Below are 22,110 nucleotides of genomic sequence, written 5' to 3'. Positions count from 1 at the left end.
GACGTTTTCGTGGACAGACAATGGCTCCGTCCGACACGGCGCAGACAGCGGGTCGCCGTACTGGTGGCGGTCGCCGTGGCCACCGGGATCGGCCTGACCCAGCTGCCGGCCCTGCACCACGGCGACGCTTCCGACCGGACCGCCGGCGAACCGGCCGAGGCGGCGGGCCTCCTGGACGAGGCCGCCGCTCTCAAGAAGGCGCGCGCCTCGGGCCGGACGGTGGAGGTCACCGCGCTGCGCGACGCGAGCAGCACGACCTGGGCGCGTCCCGACGGCAGCTTCGAACTGGAGACCTACGCGGTCCCGTTCCGGGCCGAGGTGGACGGGCGGTGGCGGGAGATCGACACCGACCTGCACCGCACCGAGGCCGGCGACTGGGCCCCCGCCGCCGTCAACAACCCCGTCACCTTCTCCGGCGGCAGCCGCGGCGAGCGGGCCGCCCGCTCCGGCGACCGGACCGCTGTGCGGACGGCCGCCGTCCGGCCCACCGCCGTCCGGCCCACCACCGTCCGGAGCACCGCGCTCCCGGCCGCCTCGCTCCGGACCACCGCCGCCCCGCGAGCCAGCGTCCGGACCGCCGCCGCCCTGACCGGCACCGTCCCGACCCCCGCCGTCCCGACCGCCGCCTCCCTGACCAGCACCGTCCCGACCGCTGCCGTCCGGACCGCCGGCATCGCCACCGCAGCCGCCACCGCCCCGGCCGTCGCCGCGTCGGCCGTCGCCGCGTCGGCCGCGTCCGACGCGAACGACGCGACCGACGCGACCGACGCGTCCTCGACGAAGCTGGCGACGTTCTCCACCGGCGGTCACCAGCTCACCCTGACCTGGCCGGGGGCCCTGCCCGCTCCGGCCGTCGAGGGCAACCGCGCGCTCTACGAGAACGTCCTGCCCGGCGTCGACCTGTTGCTGACCGCCCGTGACGCCGGCTTCTCCCATGTGCTGATCGTCAAGAACGCCGAGGCCGCCGCCTCCCCCGGACTCGCCTCCCTCACCTACGGCCTGACCTCACCCGACCTGACCTTCACGCTCGACCCGGGCACCCACGTCATCCACGCGAAGGACGCGGAGGGCGAGGAGGTCGCGGTCTCCCCCACCCCCTACATGTGGGACTCCGCCGGCCAGCCCGCCGTCACCCGGGGAGGCGACCCCCGGCCGCCCAGGCCCAGCGAGGCGCCCGCCCCCGAGGCGGACCCCGACGTGGACCCCTCGGAGGAGCCCGAGGACACCGGCGGCACTCCCGAGCGGCCCGACTGGAACGACGACACCGCCGCGCCCCAGGAGGACGAGCCCGGCCCGGCCGCGTTCGGGAGCGGCGGCACGGCGTCCGCCGTGCGCCAGGCGGCCCTCACCTCGGCCGCCCAGGCCACCCGGGCCACCCGGGCCACCCGGGCCGCGTCCACCACGTCCACCACGTCCACCGCATTCATCGCGTCCGCCGCGTCCGCCGCGTCCGCCGCGTCGACCGCCTCGCCCACCCCGGCCGGCGACGGCGCCGCCGTGCCCGACCTCCCCGGCCTGGCCGGACCCCAGCCCGGCACGCACGACGCGCTCGTCGGCATCACTCTCGACGGCGGCGGCAGCCTCACCCTCACGCCCGACGCCGGGCTGCTCACGGCGGACTCCACCGTCTACCCGGTCTTCATCGACCCCTCGTTCAGCGGCCACACCAACAACTGGACCACCGCCTACCAGCCCCACCCCGGCTCCAGCTTCTGGAACGGCACCAACTTCAACGACGGCACCGACACCGCCCGGGTCGGCTACGAGTCCACCACCGCGGGTTTGTCCCGCTCCTTCTTCCAGATCGCCCTCTCCGGCTCGCTCAAGGGCGCCCATGTCTCCTCCGCGTACTTCTACGCCCTGGAGACCTACTCCTGGTCCTGTTCCGCCCGCAGCGTCCAGCTGTGGCACACCGGCAGCATCAGCTCCTCCACCACCTGGAACAACCAGCCCTCCTGGCTCGACCGGATCGACTCCCAGAACGTGGCCCACGGCTACAGCAGCGGATGCCCGGACAACTGGGTCAAGTTCACCGCCACCTCCCTCGCCCAGGACGCCGCCGACAACGGCTGGGGGTACGCCACGCTGGGCCTGCGCGCGGCCGACGAGACGTCCGCCTACCCGTGGAAGAAGTTCGAGGCCAGCAGCAGCAACTCCCCCTACCTGAAGATCACTTACAACCGCAAGCCCGACGAGCCCACCCACCAGACCATGACCCCGGGCCCGGACTGCGACATCAGCGGGGAGTCCTCCGTCGGCAAGTCCGACCTCACCTTCGCCGCCACCGCCACCGACCCCGACGGCGATCTGAAGTACCTCGACTTCGAGCTCTGGCAGGACGGCAGCAGCAGCAAGATCCTCGACGGCAACCGGACCGTGGACGCGAACGGCCACGCCAGCGTCACCGCCGCGGCCGCCCGGTTCACCAACGGCAAGACCTACTGGTGGCGGGTGCGCGCCATCGACTCCACCGGCTCCGCGTCCACCTACGCCCCGGCCGGCAACAACAACTGCGGATTCGTCTACGACGCGTCCAGGCCCAACTCCCCCCAGGTCGCCTCCGCCGACTTCCCCGAGGACGACGGGACCGGCGCCGTCTGGAGCACCGTCCCGTACGGCACGGCGGGCGACTTCACCCTCAGCGCCGCCGGATCGACCGACACCGTCAGGTACGAGTTCTCCTTCAACTCCACCGGCTACGGCGGCAGCGGCGTCCCCGCCGCGCCGGGCGGCAGCGTCACCAAGTCCCTCAAGCCGCACCACGCGGGCCCGAACGTGTTCTACGTGCGAGCCGTCGACGCGGCCGGCAACAGGTCCGCGGGAACCAAGTACCTGTTCTACGTCACCCCCCGCGACACGGCCGACGCCGCGGGCGACCTGACCGGCGACGGCCTGCCCGACCCCATCGTCGTGGACCAGTACAAGAACCTGCGGGTCTATCCCTCGAACAGCGTGGGCGACCTGCACGCCTACAACCGCGCCGCCTACGACCGGGACGGACTCGTCGAGACGAACGACGCCTACCCCGACGACTACTGGGCCGGCGCGCTGCTCACCCACAACGGCGACTTCCTGCCCGGGGACCGCCTCCAGGACATGGTGGCCCGGATGCCCGACGGCAGGCTGTACGTGTATCCCGGTGACGGCTACGGCAGCTTCGACGTGACCCGGCGGACCGAGATCCTGCTGCCCGAGGGCGCACCCGACCCCGCCGCCCTCGACCAGATCCTCGCCGTCGGTGACCTCGACGGCGACCGCCGCCCGGACCTGCTCGCCACCGAGGGAAGCCACTACTGGGCCTTCCTCGGCTACACCGGGGGCGCCTTCACCGAGGCCCGCCTGCAGAGCGGCGGCAGCGCCTGGAAGGACCGCGACCTGGTGTCCGCCGGCGACCACAACGGGGACGGCGCCGCCGACCTCGTCTTCCGCACCCTGTCCAGTGGACGGCTGACGCTGCGCTACGGCAAGCCCGGGAGCGGCGGCGGCACCGACGTCGGCTCCCTGGCCGGAGCGGGCAGTTCGCTGAACGGCGCGGACACCACCTACGCCTCCTCCGGCTGGACCACGTCCGCCGTGCGCCTGCTGCTCGGCACGCCCGACGCCAACCACGACGGCGTCCCCGACATGTGGGCCGTCATGAACGACGGCTCGGTGCGCATGTACAGCGGAGGCGTCTCCGCCGTCGGCTCGTCCGTCACCGTGGTCAGCAACGGCTGGGACGGCAAGTTCGCGATCGGCTGACCGGCCCGGAGGCAGGGCGGCGGGCCGGCTCGCCCGCCTCCCTGCCTCCGGGGCCTTCCCGCCCCCGTTCGCCCGTCCGTCTGCCCGCCTGTCCGCCTGTCCGTCGTCCGCCCGTCCGTCTGTCCGCCCGTGGGCTCGCGCGTTCTTCCTCGGGCCGGGATGCGGTGTTGCGTGACGGGCGTCGTGCGGCGTCCCGGTCCTGTGCCGATTTCCGGGACGTTTGAACACCCGTGGGACCGGACCCGTATGGGAAGGAGCCGCTTTCACTCCTGATCGGGCGCCTCGACGTTGCCCCGCAAGGAAGATCAGAGGAGTTCCATGGGACGCAACACAAGAAAACGCCGTACGCCGCTGGCCACCAAGGCCATAGCCGCATCGGCGGCCCTAGCGCTCGGTGGGGGCGGGCTGGTCTGGGCGAACTTCTATGCCTCGGCGCACGAGAAGAACAACCGCTGGGCCGAGCGCACCAAGTCGGCCGCCGCGCAGGTCGCCACGATCGACTGCCCGGACGTCGGCCAGCAGATCACCGAGATGCCGAATCGGGCGCGCGGCGAGGTCGACGGTGAACTGGCCACGATGGACCGGCAGATCACGGAGGCCTACCAGCGCCTGGCCACCACCCGGGACGCGCAGTCCAGGGACCCGTACTTCGTCCGCAACGCCATCCTCCAGCCGCTGAAGGACAAGCGCCGGGCGATCCTGGAACGCATCGAACTGGAGATCAACCGCGCCGGTGGCCGGGCTCCCGCCGATCTGAAGGACCTGGCCGCGTGTGCCGGCGCCCCCGCGGAGCAGCCGCAGACCAACGGCGGCCAGGGCGACGGCAACGGCCAGGACGGCGGTGCCGGACAGGACAACGGCCAGGACAACGGCCAGGACAACGGCAACGGCAACGGTCAGGACGGCGGGCAGCAGGACAACGGCGGACAGGCCGGCAACGGGCCCGTCGCCGACGACTTCGTCGACATCACCACCGTCAAGCCCAACGTGAGCCGGCCGCGCCTCGGCCGCAACGCCTCCAGGGGCGTGTTCACCAGCTCGTGCGGCACGAACGAGAACAAGAAGTTCAACACGGACAACGTGATCGTCGCGCCCGGCGTCTCCAACGGCGCCCACCACACGCACGACTACGTGGGCAACCAGTCCAACGACGCCTTCGCGAACAACGACACGTTCGCCGCGGCCGACACCACCTGCGCCAACAGGGGCGACAAGTCCTCGTACTACTGGCCGGTGTTGAGGCTGCAGGACGGCACGGAGGAGTTCGACCAGAACAACGACGGCGGCGGCAAGGAGGGCAACGTCGGCCGCATCCTGCAGGCGAAGAAGGCCCAGATCACGTTCGTCGGCAACCCGCGCTCCAAGGTCGTGGCGATGCCGAAGTTCCTGCGGATCATCACCGGCGACGCCAAGACCACCACCAACGGCCTGGCCAACGCCAACGCCTCCTGGAGCTGCACCGGGTTCGAGAACCGGCAGCTGAAGGAGAAGTACCCGCTGTGCCCCGAGGGCAGTGACGTGGTGCGCACCTTCAAGTTCCAGAGCTGCTGGGACGGCCAGAACACCGACAGCGCCAACCACCGCACACACGTGGCGTTCGCCGACCGGCGCGGCAACTGCCAGAACGGCTTCAAGCCGATCCCGCAGCTCGTCATGCGGCTCGTCTACGAGGTGGACACGCCGGTGATCGAGAACGGGCAGGTGCAGAACCCGTTCGCGGTGGACGGCTTCCCCGAGCAGCTGCACAAGGCGGCCACCGACCACGACGACTTCGTCAACGTGTTCGACGAGCGGCTGATGAACCGGATGGTCAAGTGCATCAACGCCGGGGCGCGCTGCCGCTGACGCGCCGGGCCCCCTGCTCGAAGGCGGGCGGCGGGATCCGTGAGGGATCCCGCCGCCCGCCTCCTCGCGTGCCCCGCGGCGGCCGCGCCGGCACGCATCGGCGGGTCAACGGCGGGGCAACGGCTGGTCGGTCCCGGCGGTGGGCCGGCGGGGCCGGCGGTGGATCGGTGCCGGGTCAGCGGTGGGGTCAGTGGTGGCCGCCCGTGTGCCCCGCCCCGTGCGCCTTGCCCTCCTCGATCAGTCCGCCGAGCGTGCCGCGCAGCGCGGACAGCACCTCGGACTCGCCGACCGCGACCCACTTGCGGCCGACCAGGTAGTGCCCGCCGTAGTCCTTGGCCTCGTTGATCCATTCGCGCTGGCCGCGGTCGGTCGCGAAGGTGGCCAGGACGAACTTGCCCCGGCCGGTGGCGCAGATCGCCTGACGGATCTCGTCGGCGTCGGTCTGCAGGTCCGGCTTGCAGTCCGTCGCGGCGGCCAGGTGCTCCAGGCTCCCGGTGGCGGTCGGCGGCACGGACTCGCCCCGCTCCTGGGAGACGCAGCCGGTCAGGGCCAGCAGAGCGGCGCCGGACAGGGCGGCGATGACGGGGCGGGGCAGCCTCATGGGGTCCTCCGGGCATGCGTCGAGCGGGGCAGGTGCCGCACTGCGATACGGCTGCCGCGCCCGCAGCGCTCAATCCGCTCGCCACGCGGTGCCGGGGCCCGCCCCGTGCCGGGCAGGACCGCCGGACGTCCCCCGCACCACCGGCCGGCGACGCCCTCCCGCGCGGGCCCCGCCGGGCGGACCGCCCGGCCGCCCGCCCGGCGGTGACCAACGCACCGTTCGCTCGTTCTGCTGGACGTGCAGTCACAGGATGTCGCTTCCCACCCCGCACCCTCCTCCCCCGCCGAACCGGTGGTCGACGTCGGGCAGGCCGAGGCCGCGCTCGTCGAGCACTATCCGCGGCTGGTCCGGCTGGCCTACCTGGTGCTGCCGCCCGGCCCGGACCGCAGCCGCAGGGTGCTGACCGCGCACGCCCTCGTCCAGCGGGCGCTGCCCCGCGGCCGCTCCACCGCACCCGCGATCCCCGCGCAGGCGCAGCCGGACGCCGGCCACCGCGCCGGTGACCCGGGCTACGCCTTCGTACGGCTGCGGGTGGTGCGTACGGCGCTGGAGGCGAGCCTTCCGCTCACCTTCCGGGCGTGGCCGCGACGGGCCCGGCTGCCGCTGCCACTGCCGCGGGTGTGGGGCCTGAAGCTGTTCCCGCGGTCCGGCGGTGCGGACGAACTCGCGCTGGAGCAGGAGCTGTCGGCACTGTCCGCCCCGGCTCGCGCGGCGTACGTGCTGCGCGGGCTGGAGCAGTTGCCCGACGCCGAGGTGCGCGACGTGCTGGCGGCCGCCGGGGCGGGCGACCCGGGCGCGGCGCTGGCCGGGGCGGACGGGGTGCCCGCCCGGTACGCCCTGCTGCAGTCCGCCGAGTTCGACGCCTGCTCGCTGCAGGCCCGGCCGACCGACCTCCTGCGGCGCCGCCAGCACCTCAAGGCGGCGCTCGCGGCGGCCGCGGCCGTCACCCTGTGCGGGGCACTGCTCGGACTGCCCGGGGACGGCTGGGACCGCGACGGAGCCGCCGCCCCGCCCTACGCCCGCAACCCCGCCGCCGAGGCGGCCCTGGACCCGGCCCGGCTCGTCAAGGTGGCCCCGGCCGCCTGGCGGAGCTCCGCGCGCACCGGCTTCTCGGTGTGGCCGGCCCGCGGTGACCTCACCGGCGACCGGGCGCTGCTGCGCCGTGCCCTCGCGGTGTGGGCGCGCCCCGGCGAGCGGGTGCGCGTCTCGGTGACGCCCGGCACCCCGGCGGGCGGCCCGCCCGGACCCGCCCAGCTGCTGTACGCGGGGACCGTGGACAACGCGCGCGTGGTGATCCTCCACGACGGGCTGCGCATCGCCCGGTACGCCGAGCCGAAGGACGCAACCGCCGGGGCCGCGCTGGACTTCGCGCGGGTGGACGGCGCGCAGGGTGTGGAGGCCAGTGCGGTCGTGCTGGGCCGGGCGGACGGCAACGTGCGCTACCTGATGGCACCGTGGGTGTCGAAGGCCGCGGAGCGGGACCTGATGAAGCCGGGCTCGGGGGCGATGCCGCTGGCCGTCACCGACGGGGTCACCTCGCCGCTGGCCAGCCCCGCCACCCGGGCCGGGGCGTGCACGTCCTGGAACGTGCTGGAGCTGACCGGGCCGTCCGGCACGGCGCTCGCGGGCGACCTCGGGGAACTGGTGCCGGCCCGGCTCACCACGGGGCGGCCGGACGCCCCGCACGACGCGACCGGGGCCCAGTCGCTGCGCGGGTGGGCGCCGTACGCCTGCTCGCTGGCGGACATGCGAGGGCAGGGGGTACGGGCGGTCAACGCCTGGAACTACGCCTCGCAGCCGCTGCCCGAGGACGCCGGGACCGGTGACTGGGTGTGCACCCGGGCGGAGACCTGGCGGGGCGGCGGGCCGCGGGTGCTGGCGCAGTTCCACACGCCGGGCGGGACGTACGGCGCGGTGGCGGCGAAGGCGCAGGACGTGACGGCGTGCGGGGCGCGGGAACCGGCCGTGCTGGCCGGGGTGCTGTGGAAGTCCGGGAGCGGGCAGTGGTATCTGCTGGCCGCGGGGGGCGGGGGTGTGGAGTCGGTCACCGCGAGCGGTGGGGTCAGCGCGTCCTCCGGCGAGGGGTTGCTGGCCGTGCGGGCGGAGCAGGGGGTTCAGGCGGAGCTGGCGGGGACGGTGCGGGGCGGGCGGGAGATCAAGGGGCTCGGCTGAGGGGGCCTGCCGGCCGGGGGGTGGTGGTGGGCGGTGGGGTCGACCTGCCGGTGGGGGCCTGCCGGTGGGGGCCTGTCGGCTGGGGGTGGCCGGCGGTGGCGGGACCTGCCGCTGGGGAGCTGCGGGTGCGCCGGGGCCGGGCACGCGGTTCCCCGCGCCCCTGGGGGCGTTGCCGGGCGGGGTGGTCGGTTGCTGGTGGACGGCGGTGTGCGGGGGTTTCCGGGGAAAGTGGGTGCAGGAGGGTTTCCCGGAGGGGTACCCGTCAGTACATTGACAGCATGTCTAACAAGCAGGGCCGTCTCCCCCGGCCGGTCGAAGCCGAGCGGATCGCGCTCAAGGCACGGAAGGTGTCCTTCGCCTGGGAGGACACTCCGCTGCACTGGGTGCCCGGCGATCCCTTCACCACGCACACGATCAACGTGCTGCACCTGCTGCTCCCGGCGGGCGAGCGCTGGTTCGTGCACGTCTACCGGCAGGTGCTGCCGTACATCCGGGACGAGCGGCTGCGGCAGGACGTCATCGGGTTCATCGGGCAGGAGGCGATGCACTCCCAGGCCCATGACGAGGTGCTGCCCCACCTGAGGGAACTGGGGCTCGACCCGACGCCGTACACCGCGCAGGTGGACTGGATGTTCGAGAAGCTGCTGGGCGACCGGACGCTGCCGCCGGGCAGGGCCCGCCGCTGGTGGCTGATGGAGCGGGTGGCGCTGATCGCGGCGATCGAGCACTACACGGCGTTCCTGGGCGACTGGGTGCTGAACGCCGGGGAACTGGACCGGCGCGGCGCCGACCCCACCATGCTGGATCTGCTGCGCTGGCACGGCGCGGAGGAGGTCGAGCACCGGTCGGTCGCGTTCGACCTGTTCATGCACGTCGACGGCGGCTACCGGCGGCGGGCGCGGACCTGGGCGCTGGCGTTCTCGACGCTGGTCTTCCTGTGGCAGCGCGGGGCGCGCTTCTTCATGGAGAACGACCCGACGCTGCTGGACGGCAGGGCCGGGTTCAAGGAGTTCTACCTGCGCGGCAGGCAGGGCACGCTGCCCGCGACCGGCGCCATGCTGCGGTCGATACCGACCTACCTGAGCCGGACGTACCACCCCTCGCAGGAAGGCTCCACCGCTCAGGCGGTGGCGTACCTGGCGGCCTCGCCCGCCGCGCTCGCCGCGCAGACCGCCACGGGCGGCGGCGCGGTGGGCGGTACGGCCCGGGGCGGCGCCGGCGGCGCCGGGGGTGCCGAGGGTGCCGGGGAAGGCAGGGCCGCCTGATGCCGAAGCCGCTGACCGTCGTGGCCGCCGCGGGTGCCGCGCTGCTGGTGCGGCGGGCGCTGCGCCGCAGGATCCGGACGTCGCCGCTGTGGCCGATGCCCGCCCTGGAGGAGCCGGTCTCGGGGCGGCCGCGCTCACGGGCGCTGCGGCTGCTGGTGACCGCGCACGAGCAGATCGCCGACGGGGTCGTCCGGCTCCGGCTGGAGGGACCGGAGGGGCAGCGCCTGCCGCGCTGGGAGCCGGGTGCGCACCTGGACCTCGTCCTGCCGTCCGGTCTCGTACGGCAGTACTCGCTGTGCGGCGATCCGGCGGACTCCTCCTCCTACACCGTCGCCACCCGGCTGGTGCCGGACGGGCGCGGCGGCTCGCGCGAGGTGCACGAGCAGGTGCAGGAGGGCGTCGAGCTGGAGGTGCGCGGCCCGCGCAACCGGTTCCCGCTGACCGAGGCGGGCGCGTACGTGTTCGTCGCGGGCGGCATCGGGATCACGCCAGTGCTGCCCATGCTGCGGGCACTGCCGGAGGGCACCGACTGGCGGCTGCTGTACTGCGGGCGCAGCAGGGCGTCGATGCCGTTCCTCGGGGACGTGGCCGAACTCGGCGGGGAGCGGGTCACCGTGGTCGCCGAGGACGAGGCCGGCCGGCCCGGCCTGGACGGCTTCCTGGCCGCCGCGCCCGAGGGCGCCGCCGTGTACTGCTGCGGCCCCGAGGGGCTGATGGCGGCGGTGCAGGAGCGGGTCCCGGACGTCCGGCTGGAGCGGTTCGCCCCGGCCGCCGCGACGGCGGGCGACCGCGCGTTCGAGGTGGAACTGGCGCGCAGCGGGCGGGCGGTGGCGGTGCCGGCCGGCACCAGTGTGCTGGCCGCGGTCCGAGCGGAGCTGCCGGACACCCTGTACTCCTGCGAGCAGGGCTTCTGCGGCACCTGCCAGCAGCGGGTGCTGGCGGGCGAGGTGGAGCACCGCGACGAACTGCTGACCGACGGCGAGCGGGGCGACTCGATGCTGATCTGCGTCTCCCGGGCCCGCGGCGACCGCCTGGTGCTCGACATGTGACCGCCGCCGTCGAACATCATGGCCGGTCCGGCCCGTTCGCGGCCGGATCCGATCGGTAAGGTGTTCGTATGTCTACCGGGGTGCGCCGCAGGATGGGAGTCGAGGAGCGCCGGCAGCAGTTGATCGGGGTCGCGCTCGAACTGTTCAGCCGTCGTTCCCCCGACGATGTCTCCATCGACGAGATCGCGTCGGCCGCCGGGATCTCGCGCCCGCTGGTCTACCACTACTTCCCGGGCAAACTCAGCCTGTACGAGGCCGCGTTGAAGCGTGCCGCGGAGGATCTCGCGGACCGCTTCGCCGAGCCCCACGACGGGCCGCTGGGGGCGCGGCTGCTGCGGGTGATGAGCCGCTTCTTCGACTTCGTCGACGAGCACGGCCCCGGCTTCTCCGCGCTGATGCGCGGCGGGCCGGCCGTCGGCTCCTCCACCACCAACGCCCTCATCCACTCCGTGCGGCAGGCCGCCTACGAGCAGATCCTGTCCCATCTCGGCGTCGGTGAGCCGCCCGCCCGGCTGGAGCTGGTGGTGCGCTCCTGGATCTCGCTCGCCGAGTCGACCGCGCTGATCTGGCTGGACGGGCGGCGCATCCCGCGCGAGGAGCTTCAGGTGCAGCTGGTGCACGACTTCGCCGCGCTCGTCGCGGTCAGCGCCGCCCACGACGAGGAGATGAGCACGCTGCTGCGCGGGGTGCTGGCCGGCGAGCCGGGCGACGGCCCCTTCGGCGACCTGATCGTCCGGCTGGCCGCGCTGGTGTCCTAGGGCGTGTTTCGCCGCGCCTCCGGGGGGGCGCGGCCGGCCGGACCGGTCCCGCGGGGCCGGTCCGGCCGCCGGTCAGCCGGCCCGGGTGAAGACCGCCACGGTGCGGGCCGGGACGGTGAAGGTGCCCGACCGCTCCGCGTAGGCGGAGGTCTTCACGACGGTGTCCGAGCCGCACGCCTGCACCGGGTGCAGGCGGTAGCCGGTGCCGGCGAGGCCCGCGATGCGCTGCTGCTGCTCGCCGGGGGTCGCGTTGAAGACGACGACCAGGTCGCCGAGGCGCATGGTGATCACGCCCGGGGTCTCGTCCGTGCCGGACAGCGGGAAGGTCAGCCGGGCCTGGACCTGCTCGGCGGTGCCGAGGGAGAAGGCCCGCTCCGTCGTGCGGATCCTCAGCAGGTCCCGGTAGGCGGCCGAGGCTCCCCGGATCTGCTCGCAGCCGACCTTCACCGTGCCCAGCAGGGGTGTGGCGTAGGGCCATTTGGCGGCGTTGTCGGCGGCCGGGGGCAGGCCGCGTCCGAAGCCGTTGCCGTCGGCGCAGTCCCAGTGGACGGCGTTGAACCAGTCGCCGCTGTCGTAGGAGTTGCGGTCCAGGGACTTCGAGCGCAGCAGGTCGGTGCCGGCCTGGGAGAGCGCCGGGCCCTGCGAGAGGGCGGCGGTCGCCATGGCGAGGACCTGCATCCGGGCCCGGTCGTCGGCGCTCACCGTGGCGGGCAGCTTGAACGCGAGGGCGTCGAAGAGGCTCTCGTTGTCGTGCGCGTCGGCGTAGGCGAGGGCGTCGCCGGGGGCGTCGGCGTAGCCGGCCGGGGAGCCGTTGTAGTCGACCTCGGAGCCCTTGACGTGCCGTCCGGCGGTGTCGGTGAAGCGGTAGCCGGCGAGGTTGCCGGACAGTCCGACCTTGATCAGGTCCTGGTAGTGCAGGAGCCGGGTCCGCTGCTCCGCCTCGGTGCCGTTGGCGGTGGAGGAGTTGGGTTCGTTGTACAGGCCGGAGGCGAAGCCCTGGACGCCGGGGTCGGCGTCGAAGGGGCCGCCGCCGCGCACCGCGTCCCGGGCCCGGTCGGAGAAGGTGGCGATGCCGGTGCCGGCCATGTTGCGCTGCGTGGCCTGGACGAAGCGGGCGTCGTCGGCGACCTCGCCGAAGTTCCAGCCCTCGCCGTACAGGACGATCTTCCTGCCGTCGACACCGTCCTCGGCCGGGGTCAGGGCGTCCAGGGCCTTGCGGACGGCCAGGATGTTGGCCTTCGGGTGGTGGCCCATCAGGTCGAAGCGGAAGCCGTCGACCTTGTACTGGCGGGCCCAGGTGACCACGGAGTCGACGACGAGCTTGCCCATCATGGCGTTCTCGGTGGCGGTGTTGGCGCAGCAGGTGCTGCTGGCGACCGAGCCGTCGGCGAGCAGGCGCTGGTAGTAGCCGGGCACGATGCGGTCCAGGACGGAGGTGCCGGCCTGGCCGGCGGCCGCGGTGTGGTTGTAGACGACGTCCATGACGACGCGCAGGCCGTCGTCGTTGAGGGCCTTGACCATCCGGCGGAACTCGACGGTGCGGGCGGTGCCGTCGGGGTCGGTGGCGTAGGAGCCTTCGGGGACCGTGTAGTGGTAGGGGTCGTAGCCCCAGTTGTAGGCGTCCTGGGCGGCGGTCCTCGCCACGCACTCCTGCTGCCGGTCGGAGTCGGCGGCGTAGGAGGCCGGGTCGCAGTCGGGGGTGGCCTGGTCGGCCTTCTTCTCAGGGATCGTGGCGATGTCGAAGGCGGGCAGCAGGTGCACGTAGGAGGTGCCGGCGCGGGCCAGCTCGCGCAGGTGCCTGGTGCCGGCGCTGCCGCGGTCGGTGAAGGCCAGGTAGGTGCCCGGGTGCCGGGCGGTGCGGTCCTCGACGGAGAAGTCGCGGATGTGCAGTTCCTGGATCTGGGCGTCCTTCAGGGGGACGGCCTTCGGTTTGGTGTACGTGGTCCAGCCGCGCGGGGCGAGCGACCGGTCGGCGAGGTCGACGGCCAGGCTGCGCTCGGAGTCCGCGGTGAGGGCGACCGAGTACGGGTCGGTGACCTTGTTGGTGACGACCCTGGCGACGCTGGGCGCCCACACCGTCACCACGTACCGGTAGGGCTTGTTCCGCCACGAGCGGGGGCCGGTGACGGACCAGACGCCGGTGCCGGCGTCGCGCCGCATGGCGACGGTGCGGCCGCCGATCTCCAGGGCGACGCGCTGCGCGGTCGGCGCCCACACCGACAGGGTGGGCCGGCCGTGGTGGAAGACCGGGCCGAGCGCGGCGCGGGTCGCGTCGTACAGGTCGTCCAGGACGCCCGCGGTCTGCACGCCGGTGGCGGCGAGTACGGCGCCGCCCGCAGCGCGCTGGCTGACCACGAGCTGGCCGCGCAGGGCCGCGCGGACCCGGTCGCGGTCGCGGGGGTCGACGGACCAGGCGGTGTAGTCCCCCAGGTGCGGGAACCTCTCCTTCTGCGCGTCGGTGAGGCCGGTCCGCGCAAGGCGCAGCCAGCGCTCGTCGGTGCTGGTCAGGGTCCCGTTCTCCACCCTGATGGAGCCGGTGCGGGAGAACAGCAGCTGGGTGGAGGCGGCGGCGTCGGAGCCGTTGAACACGAGGGTGTCCCGGTCGATCCAGACCGCCTTGGCCGAGGCCGGGTCGAGCGCGGCCGCGGAGCCCTCGGGCTGCGGCAGCAGGTGGTCCTCCACGCCGCTCAGCAGCCACACCTCGTGGCCGCTCGCCGTGAGGTCCAGCGACTGGTCGGCGGGCAGGTCCTTCTCGTCGCCCTTGTGGACGATGTAGCTGAGGCTGGTGGCACCCTCGGTGAGCGGCACCTCGAAGACCGCGCCGTACGCGTCGGTCGTCACCGGCTCCAGGGGGTTCGACCACTCGGTGGGCCGGGCTGCGCCGGTCCAGGTGTGCAGGCCCCAGCCGTCGTAGTCGCCGTCGGCGCGGTGGTAGTGCAGCACGGCCCGGGAGGTGTCGGGGGGCGGGTAGGCGTCGGCCGGGCGTTCGGTGCGGACCGTCTCCTCGCCCTGCTCGACCCAGATCTCGCCGGTGGTGGTGACGTCGATCGAGCGGTCGGCGGAGACGTCCTTGCCGCCGTCCTTGTCGATCACCAGGAAGCCGACGTCCGAGGCGCCCGGCTTGAGCCTGACCCAGGCGAAGGCGCCGTAGGCGTCGCGGCCGGTGAAGGGGTGGCTGTCCGGCCAGTTCGTGCCCTCGCCGTCGGCGAGGTCGCCCCAGGCGTACAGGCCCCAGTCGGTGTAGTCGCCGTCCGGACGGTGGTAGTGGACGACGGCGTGGTCGCGGGACGAGGCGGTGGGGACCTCCTCGGCGGGCGGGGTGCCGGTGGTGGAGGCGGCGGTGGCGGAGGCCGTGCGCCCGGCGGCGTCGATCACGACGGCCTTGTAGCGCAGGGCGGTGCCGGGCGGCACGTCCGCGCCGATGGTCTGGGTGACCCGGTAGGGGGCGTGGTCGGCGGAGCCGAGGGTGCGCCACGTTCCGTTGCCGACCTGCGCGGCGAACACGACACGGCTGAGCTGCCCGCCGGCCCCGGCGCCGGGCACGCCGGCGGTGATGTCCACGGTGCCGGTGGCGCCGGCGGCGGGCGCGGTCAGCGTGAGGGACGGGCCGGCGGCGGGCCGGGCGGGGCGGCCGGCGGCCCGGTAGACCACCGCGGAGCCGGCGGGCACGGTGACGGTGACCTCGCGGGCGGCGTCGGAGCGCAGCGAGCCGTCGGTCCCGTACACCGCGTCGAAGCGCATGTCCGCGGAGCCGGTGGCGAAGGTCGCCGACCGGTCCCCGGCGGCGTTGTTGACGGCGACGACGTACTCGGTGCCGGTCCGGGTGTCCGTGCGGGAGAAGGCGTACACGCCGGGCCCGTCGTCGGCGTGGCGCTCGGTCTGGACGCCGTCGGCGAGCGCCGGGTGGGCCTTGCGGAGCCTGGCCAGGGAGCTGATCAGCCGGTAGAGCGGGGCGCCGGTGTCGTACGCGTCCTCGGCGTGGGTGCGGTCGGTGCCGAGCTGGTCGTCGTCGAGGTAGTCGGCGGTGCGGGAGGCGAACATCGTCTGCCGGGCGTCCTTGTCGCCGCCGGAACCGGTGAAGCCCTGCTCGTCGCCGTAGTAGACGACCGGGTTGCCGCGGCTGAGGAACATCAGCTCGTGCGCGAGGCGGTCCTTCTTCAGCAGTTCCGCGTCCGAGGCGCCGGGGTTGTCCTGTTTCAGGAAGGTGCCGATGCGGCCCATGTCGTGGTTGCCGAGGAAGCTGACCTGCTCGTAGGCGTTGGCCTTGTCGGTGGTGTACTTGTAGTCGTCGCCGAAGACCGCGGCGAGCCTGCGGGCGCTGCCGCCCTGGGAGGCGTACCGGCGGGCCGCCTCCTGGAACGGGAAGTCGAGGGTGGCGTCGAGGCGGCCCCGGGTGACGTACGGGGCGGTGACGGAGGTGTCGGCGGAGTAGACCTCGCCGAACATGAAGAAGTCGTCCCGGCCGTGGCGGGCCGCGTAGGCGTCCAGGGCGGTGGCCCACTGGGTCCAGAACTCCATGTCGACGTGCTTGACCGTGTCGATGCGGAAGCCGTCGACGTCGAAGTCGCGGACCCAGCGCTGGTATATGCGCTCCATGCCGCGGACGACCTCGGGCCGTTCGGTCCACAGGTCGTCGAGGCCGGAGAAGTCGCCGTAGGTGGAGTTCTCCCCGGCGAAGGTGGAGTCGCCGCGGTTGTGGTACATGCGCGGGTCGTTGAGCCAGGACGGCACCTTGAGGTGCTTCTTCGCGGCGGGCACGGTGGGGGTGCGCGGGAAGGAGTCGGTGTCCACGGCGGGGAAGCGCCGGCCGCCCGCCGCGTAGTCGGCGTCGTCGAAGGGCGTGCCGTTCTTCGTCAGGTAGGGGAAGGCGCCCTTGGAGAGGTAGCCGTAGGACTTCTCCTCGTAGTCGACGACGTCGGCGGTGTGGTTGGTGATGACGTCGAAGAAGACCTTCATCCCCTTGGCGTGCGCCTTGTCGATGAGGGTCTCGAGGTCCTTGTTGGTGCCGAAGTGCGGGTCGACCCGGGTGAAGTCGGTGATCCAGTAGCCGTGGTAGCCGGCCGAGGCGTCGGCGCCGGTGCCCTGCACGGGCTGGTTCTTGAAGAGGGGCGCCATCCAGATGGCGGTGGTGCCCAGTCCCTTGATGTAGTCGAGCCTGCGGGTCAGGCCCTTGAGGTCGCCGCCCTGGTAGAAGCCCTTGTCGGTGGGGTCGTAGCCGGTGGTGAGGCGGGAACCGGTGAGCCCGCCGCGGTCGTTGCCCCGGTCGCCGTTGGCGAAGCGGTCCGGGAGCACGAAGTAGAACTGCTCTCGGGTGAGGTCGTGCCGTGCGGGCGCCGAGGCGAGGGCCTTGTCGGACGGGGGCGGCGGCGGGGCCGCGGCCGCCGCGACGGGCAGGGCGGGCACGAGGGCCGCGCACAGGGCGGCGGCCGTGACGGCCGCCGTTCTCTTGCGTATCACGTGGGTGCTCCCAGGGGTACGGGAAGAGGGGCCGCCCCGGCGGGGCGGCCCGGTGACGCCGCGGGGCGTCGCCGGTGCAGCGGCTCCGACTGCGGAGCCGGCCACGGCACGGGCCGCGGACTCAGCTGCGGAAGGTGTCGTCGAGCACGACCGTCCCGGAGGCGGGAACGGTCGCCGTGCGGTTGGCTCCGGACTCCCAGGTGACGTTGCCCGCGGAGTCCTTGCGGAGGTACTTGTAGGCGAAGGAGGTGCCGGCCGGCAGGGTCACGTCGAGCTTCCACACGGGGTAGGCGGCCGGGTCCAGTCCCAGTGCCGCGGACGGCGACCAGCTGCCGAGCTCGGGGCGGTCGCCGGTGACGTAGATGTTCTGGCCCCAGCTCGTGGTGGCGTCGACGTTGAACGAGGCCGCCGCGGTCTGCTGCCCTGCGCCGCAGGTGGTGGCGTTCACGTGCAGGGCGATCGCGGTGTCCGCGCCGAGGGTGGCGGTGAAGCGGCCGGCGGAGTCCACCGTGACGGGGGTGTCCTTCTGCACGTCGCAGTAGGTGCCGCCGGGCAGCGAGGTCTGGAAGGTGCGGGTGAGGGCCGAGCCTTCGTGGTTGATCGCGACGTACGCCTTGGTGCCGCGGCCGAAGGCGATGGCGTCGTTGCCGTTGTCCCACCAGTCGGTGACGCCCTGGCCGCGGGCGGTGTTGCGGAAGGCGACCATGGAGGAGATCTCACGCCAGGCGTGCTGGCACTTCCAGCCGTCGGTGTAACAGGCGCCGACCTGGTGGTTGCCGGGCGCGCCGGCGTCCTTGTCGCTCCACTCGTAGCCGGAGTGGACGTCCGGGGAGCCGTAGGGCCAGGCCAGCATGAAGACGGAGGCCAGGGTGTAGTCCGCGCCGTTCTTGTAGTTGAGGGTGTCGCCGCCGCGCTCGGTGTCGTGGTTGTCGACGAACACGGCCGACGCGCCGGAGGGCATGTACCCCCAGCCCTCCCCGAAGTTGCCCAGGTAGGCGAGCTTCTCGTTCTGGAAGACCCGCTTGAGGTCACGGGCGTAGCGGAACTCCTGGACGTCGCCGTTGCCGAGGTACTCGCTCGGGGAGACGGCCTCGCCGGCGCCGTGGATGACCTCCTGCTTCCAGTAGATGCCGGGGTCGGTCAGCCGTGACCTGACGGCGGCGAGGTCGGCGGCGGGGATGTGCTTGGCCGCGTCGATGCGGAAGCCGTCCACGCCGAGGGAGAGCAGGTCGTTGAGGTAGCCGGCGATCCGGCCGCGTACGTGGTCCTCGCCGGTGTCGAGGTCGGGCAGGCCGACGAGTTCGCAGTTCTGGACGTCGGCCCGGTTGTGGTAGTCGGAGACGACGGACCGGCAGTCGTCCATGTCGGCCCCCGAGTAGAGGCCGGGGTAGTCGTACTTGGAGAACGTGGTGCCGCCCGTTCCGGTGCCGGAGGCGTTGGCCATGTGGTTGATGACGCTGTCGACGACCACCTTCACACCGGCCGCGTGGCAGGTGTTCACCATGGCGGCGAAGGCGGCGCGGTCGCCGAGCGGTCCCGCGATCCGGTAGCTGACGGGCTGGTAGGCGGTCCACCACGCGGAGCCCTGGATCCGCTCCTGGGGCGGGGAGACCTGCACGTAGCCGTAGCCGGCCGGGCCGAGCCGGGTGGTGCAGGCGCCTGCCACCGACGCGAAGTTCCACTCGAACATCACGGCGGTGACGTCCTTCGTGCCGGGCGGGGAGGCGTGCGCCGAGCCGGGTATGAGGAACGCTGCCGCCGCGGCGAGCGCCAGGGCGCCCGAGGCGGTTCTGCTGCTGGGCATGGGGGAGTTCCTTCTCCGTTGAAGGCGGTGCGGGGAGCCGCTGAAAGTTCTTGCTGAAATCCGACGGAAACCTTGCGGCAGCGCAGATGTTAAATGCTGCACGTCCGAAAGGGCAGGGGTCGGGCGGAAGTTGCAGCAAGAGATTGCACCCGCCCCAGCCGCCGGAGAACCGCGCGACCAGCCACCCACCCGAGGGCGCGGGGAACCGCGCGACCAGCCACACCCAGCCCGCACCCGACCACCCCGACCCACCCCCGAGGGGCGCGGAGAACCGCGCGACCAGCCACCCACCCGAGGGCGCGGGGAACTGCGCGACCAGCCACCCACAACCCGCACCCGACCACGCACACCCGACCACCCCCGAAGGGGCGCGGGGAACTGCGCACGCCCTCCCGGCACCCCGCACCCCGCACCCCGCACCCCGCACCCCGCACCCCGCACCCCGCACCCCGCACCCCGCAGGGAATACCGCAGGGAATACCGCAGGGCCCGCCCCCCGGAAGACCGGGGAACGGGCCCTGAGGACGCCTCGATCCGATGCTCAGGCCGAGGTGAACCACACCGTGGTGTCGGAGGGCACCTTCACCTCGCCGTCCGCCTCCTCCACGCCCCCACTGGCGATCAGCACCCGCCCGTACAGCGGAGTCGCCACCGCCTCCCCGCTCGTGTTGGCGACGCAGACGAACTCACCGCGGCGCAGCGCGAGGACGCCCTCGGGCGCCCGCAGCCACTCCACCGAGTCACCCGCGCCGAGGTCGGGCTGCTCCCGGCGGACCGCGAGAGCGGCCCGGTACAGCTCCAGGGTGGAGCCGGCCTCACCGGTCTGCGCCTCCACGCTGAGCTCGGCCCAGCTGTCGGGCTGGGGCAGCCAGCTGCCGCCGCTGCCGAAGCCGTACGAGGAGCCCTCGCGGGTCCAGGGGATCGGCACCCGGCAGCCGTCGCGGAAGCCGTCCTGCCCGGCGCCGCGGAGGTACGCCGGGTCCTGGCGGACCTCGTCGGGCAGGTCGACGACGTCCGGCAGGCCGAGTTCCTCGCCCTGGTACAGATACGCGGACCCGGGCAGGGCCAGCATCAGCAGGGTGGCGGCGCGGGCACGGCGCAGGCCCAGGGCGCGGTCACCGGCGGTGCGGATCTGCGTGCCCAGGCCGGGCGGGTTGGCGAAGCGGGTGGCGTGCCGGGTCACGTCGTGGTTGGACAGCACCCAGGTCGCGGGGGCGCCCACCGGGCGCATCGCCGCGAGCGTGCGGTCGACGACCTCGCGGAGCTGCCCGGCGTCCCATTCGGTGCCCAGGTACTGGAAGTTGAACGCCTGGTGCAGTTCGTCGGGGCGGACGTAGTTCGCGGTGCGCTCGACGGTCGGGGTCCAGGCCTCGGCGACGAAGATGCGCCCGCCGGCGTCCCGCCCCCGCCCGCCCGAGGCGGCCCGCGCCCCGGGCGCCGCCGCGGCGGATCCGCGCGTGGCGGATCCCTCCGCGCCCGGTCCGTCGGGGCCGAGGGCGTCGGCGTACTCGTCGAGGATGAGCCGCCACTGCCGGTAGATGTCGTGCACACCGTCCTGGTCGAAGAACGGCATGACGTCGCTGCCCAGCAGCTTCAGCTGGTCGTGGGAGCCGAGGTCGGGCAGTCCGGCGGCCTTGACCATGCCGTGGGCGACGTCGACACGGAAGCCGTCGACGCCCATGTCGAGCCAGAACCGCAGGATCGAGCGGAACTCGTCGCCGACGGCGGGGTGCTCCCAGTTGAAGTCGGGCTGCTCGGGGGCGAACAGGTGCAGGTACCACTCGCCGGGGGTGCCGTCGGGTTCGGTGACCCGGGTCCAGGCCGGGCCGCCGAAGATGGACTCCCAGTCGTTGGGCGGGAGTTCGCCGTCGGTGCCCTTTCCGGGGCGGAAGTGGTAGCGGTCGCGCAGCGGGGATCCGGGGCCCTCGGCGAGGGCGCGCTTGAACCACTCGTGCTGGTCGGAGGAGTGGTTGGGCACCAGGTCGACGATGATGCGCAGGCCGAGCGCGTGCGCGTCGCGGATCAGCGCGTCGGCGTCCAGCAGGTTGCCGAACATCGGGTCGACGGCGCGGTAGTCGGCGACGTCGTAGCCGGCGTCGGCCTGCGGGGAGGCGTAGAAGGGGCTCAGCCACACGGCGTCGACACCGAGGTCGCGCAGATAGGGCAGACGGGAGCGTACACCTTCCAGATCGCCCATGCCGTCGCCGTTGCTGTCGGCGAAGCTGCGCGGATAGACCTGGTAGATCACCGCGTCACGCCACCAGTCGCCGCGCCGTGCGACGGTGGCGAGGGCGGAGTGCGGTGCCGGGTCGGCGGAATGCTGGCTCATGGCGTCCTTGGCTAACTGGGTCGATGTCATGGGGGCTTCGGGTCCGGGTACCGGGGCGGCCGCGGGGCAGCGGGGTCGGATGGCCACCGCGGCCGCCCGCCCGCGCGGTGCCGCGCGGGAGTCCGGTCGGGGGCGGGTGTCCGCACACCGGCCGGGTGCGGACACCGGGGCGGTCAGCCCTTGGTGCCGCCCGCGGTGAGTCCGGTGACCAGGTTCTTCTGCACGAGGTAGAAGAACGCGGACACGGGTATCGCGATCAGCACCGCGGTGGCGGCCATCAGGTTGCGCTGGGCGTCGTGCTCGCTGACGAAGCTCTGCAGACCGACCGCGAAGGTGTACTTGGTGTCGCTCAGCATGAACGTCGAGGCGAAGGCGACCTCGCCGAAGGCCGTGATGAAGCTGTAGAAGGCGGCGACCGCGAGGCCGGGCTTGGCCAGCGGCAGGATCAGCCGGAAGAACGTGCCGAACGGGCTCAGCCCGTCGACCCGGCCGGCCTCGTCGATCTCGAACGGGATGGTGTCGAAGTAGCCCTTGAGCAGCCAGGCGCAGTACGGCACCGCGGTCGAGCAGTAGACCAGGACCAGACCGAGGTAGGTGTCCACGAGCTGGAGGCCGGACAGGATCTGGTACATCGGCACGATCAGCACGGCGATCGGGAACATCTGGGTGACCAGGAGCACCCACATGAACTTCTTGTAGCCGGGGAAGCGCATGCGCGAGACGGCGTAGCCGGTGGTGGCGGCGATCATCACGCCGATCACCGTGGTGCCGAGCGAGACGATGAGCGAACTCTTCATCCAGTCGAAGAAGTTGGTCTCGGTCAGGACGAACGAGTAGTTCTCGAACGTCATCTTCCCCCAGATCCGGCCGGGGTGCAGGTAGTCGTCCTTGTCCGGGCCGAGGGAGAGGAAGACCAGCCAGGCGATCGGGAACAGCGCGATCAGGCTGCCCGCGACGAGGACGCCGTGGGAGGCGAGCGAGGCCGTCAGGCCGCGGTCGCCGCGGCGGCGGGCGCCGGACGGGGCGCCGGTCGCGGGCCCGTCCTCGGCCGGGCGGGCGGAGGTCTCGACGGTGGTGGTACTCATGGGG

At 73.2% G+C, this 22,110-nt stretch carries 11 protein-coding genes; 6 read left to right on the top strand and 5 right to left on the bottom strand.

The window, feature by feature from the left end; genetic code table 11:
• Positions 1-9: 9 nt before the first annotated feature.
• Positions 10-3,741: a DNRLRE domain-containing protein gene (locus tag AC5K6T_RS05020; RefSeq protein ID WP_493205994.1), complete on the top strand. Its 3,732-nt coding sequence runs from the start codon at positions 10-12 to the stop codon at positions 3,739-3,741.
• Between the two features lie 318 nt (positions 3,742-4,059).
• A complete protein-coding gene (locus tag AC5K6T_RS05015) occupies positions 4,060-5,586 on the top strand; it encodes a DUF1996 domain-containing protein (RefSeq protein WP_493205992.1) in 1,527 nt (508 codons plus the stop codon).
• A gap of 187 nt (positions 5,587-5,773) precedes the next feature.
• Here the strand turns inward: AC5K6T_RS05015 and AC5K6T_RS05010 are convergent, their stop codons facing one another.
• Positions 5,774-6,187 carry a hypothetical protein gene (locus tag AC5K6T_RS05010; protein WP_493205991.1) on the bottom strand — a complete coding sequence of 138 codons (414 nt, stop codon included), beginning with the start codon at positions 6,185-6,187 and terminating at the stop codon, positions 5,774-5,776.
• 237 nt (positions 6,188-6,424) lie between these two features.
• Between AC5K6T_RS05010 and AC5K6T_RS05005 the strand changes: the two genes are divergently transcribed.
• The 4 genes from AC5K6T_RS05005 to AC5K6T_RS04990 all read left to right on the top strand — a co-directional run bounded on the left by AC5K6T_RS05005 (position 6,425) and on the right by AC5K6T_RS04990 (position 11,431).
• The gene (locus AC5K6T_RS05005; protein WP_493205989.1) at positions 6,425-8,359 is read left to right on the top strand and encodes a hypothetical protein; all 1,935 of its coding nucleotides are present in this window, start codon (positions 6,425-6,427) and stop codon (positions 8,357-8,359) included.
• A gap of 278 nt (positions 8,360-8,637) precedes the next feature.
• Complete coding sequence (locus AC5K6T_RS05000; protein ID WP_493205987.1) at positions 8,638-9,624, top strand: metal-dependent hydrolase; 987 nt, start codon at positions 8,638-8,640, stop codon at positions 9,622-9,624.
• A complete protein-coding gene (locus tag AC5K6T_RS04995; RefSeq protein ID WP_493205985.1) occupies positions 9,624-10,673 on the top strand; it encodes a PDR/VanB family oxidoreductase in 1,050 nt (349 codons plus the stop codon). Before AC5K6T_RS05000 ends, AC5K6T_RS04995 begins: the two co-directional genes overlap by 1 nt.
• Before the next feature lie 68 nt (positions 10,674-10,741).
• Positions 10,742-11,431, top strand: coding sequence for a TetR/AcrR family transcriptional regulator (locus AC5K6T_RS04990; RefSeq protein ID WP_493205983.1), 690 nt, complete (start codon positions 10,742-10,744; stop codon positions 11,429-11,431).
• A gap of 72 nt (positions 11,432-11,503) precedes the next feature.
• Here AC5K6T_RS04990 and pulA read toward each other — a convergent pair whose 3' ends face one another.
• From pulA to AC5K6T_RS04970, 4 genes are all read right to left on the bottom strand, one after another.
• Entirely contained in the window at positions 11,504-16,888 is a 5,385-nt protein-coding gene (pulA, locus tag AC5K6T_RS04985; protein WP_493205981.1) for a pullulanase-type alpha-1,6-glucosidase, read from the bottom strand.
• Positions 16,889-17,009: 121 nt separating this feature from the next.
• On the bottom strand, positions 17,010-18,692 hold the full coding sequence (locus AC5K6T_RS04980) for a carbohydrate-binding module family 20 domain-containing protein (RefSeq protein ID WP_493205979.1): 1,683 nt from the start codon (positions 18,690-18,692) through the stop codon (positions 17,010-17,012).
• Between the two features lie 541 nt (positions 18,693-19,233).
• Entirely contained in the window at positions 19,234-21,021 is a 1,788-nt protein-coding gene (locus AC5K6T_RS04975; RefSeq protein WP_493205978.1) for a glycoside hydrolase family 13 protein, read from the bottom strand.
• A gap of 173 nt (positions 21,022-21,194) precedes the next feature.
• Positions 21,195-22,106, bottom strand: coding sequence for a sugar ABC transporter permease (locus AC5K6T_RS04970; RefSeq protein WP_493205976.1), 912 nt, complete (start codon positions 22,104-22,106; stop codon positions 21,195-21,197).
• Between the last annotated feature and the right edge of the window lie 4 nt (positions 22,107-22,110).

The sequence above is a fragment of the Streptomyces sp. B8-7 genome (assembly GCF_058833805.1).
This window is presented reverse-complemented; position numbering and strand designations above follow the sequence as displayed.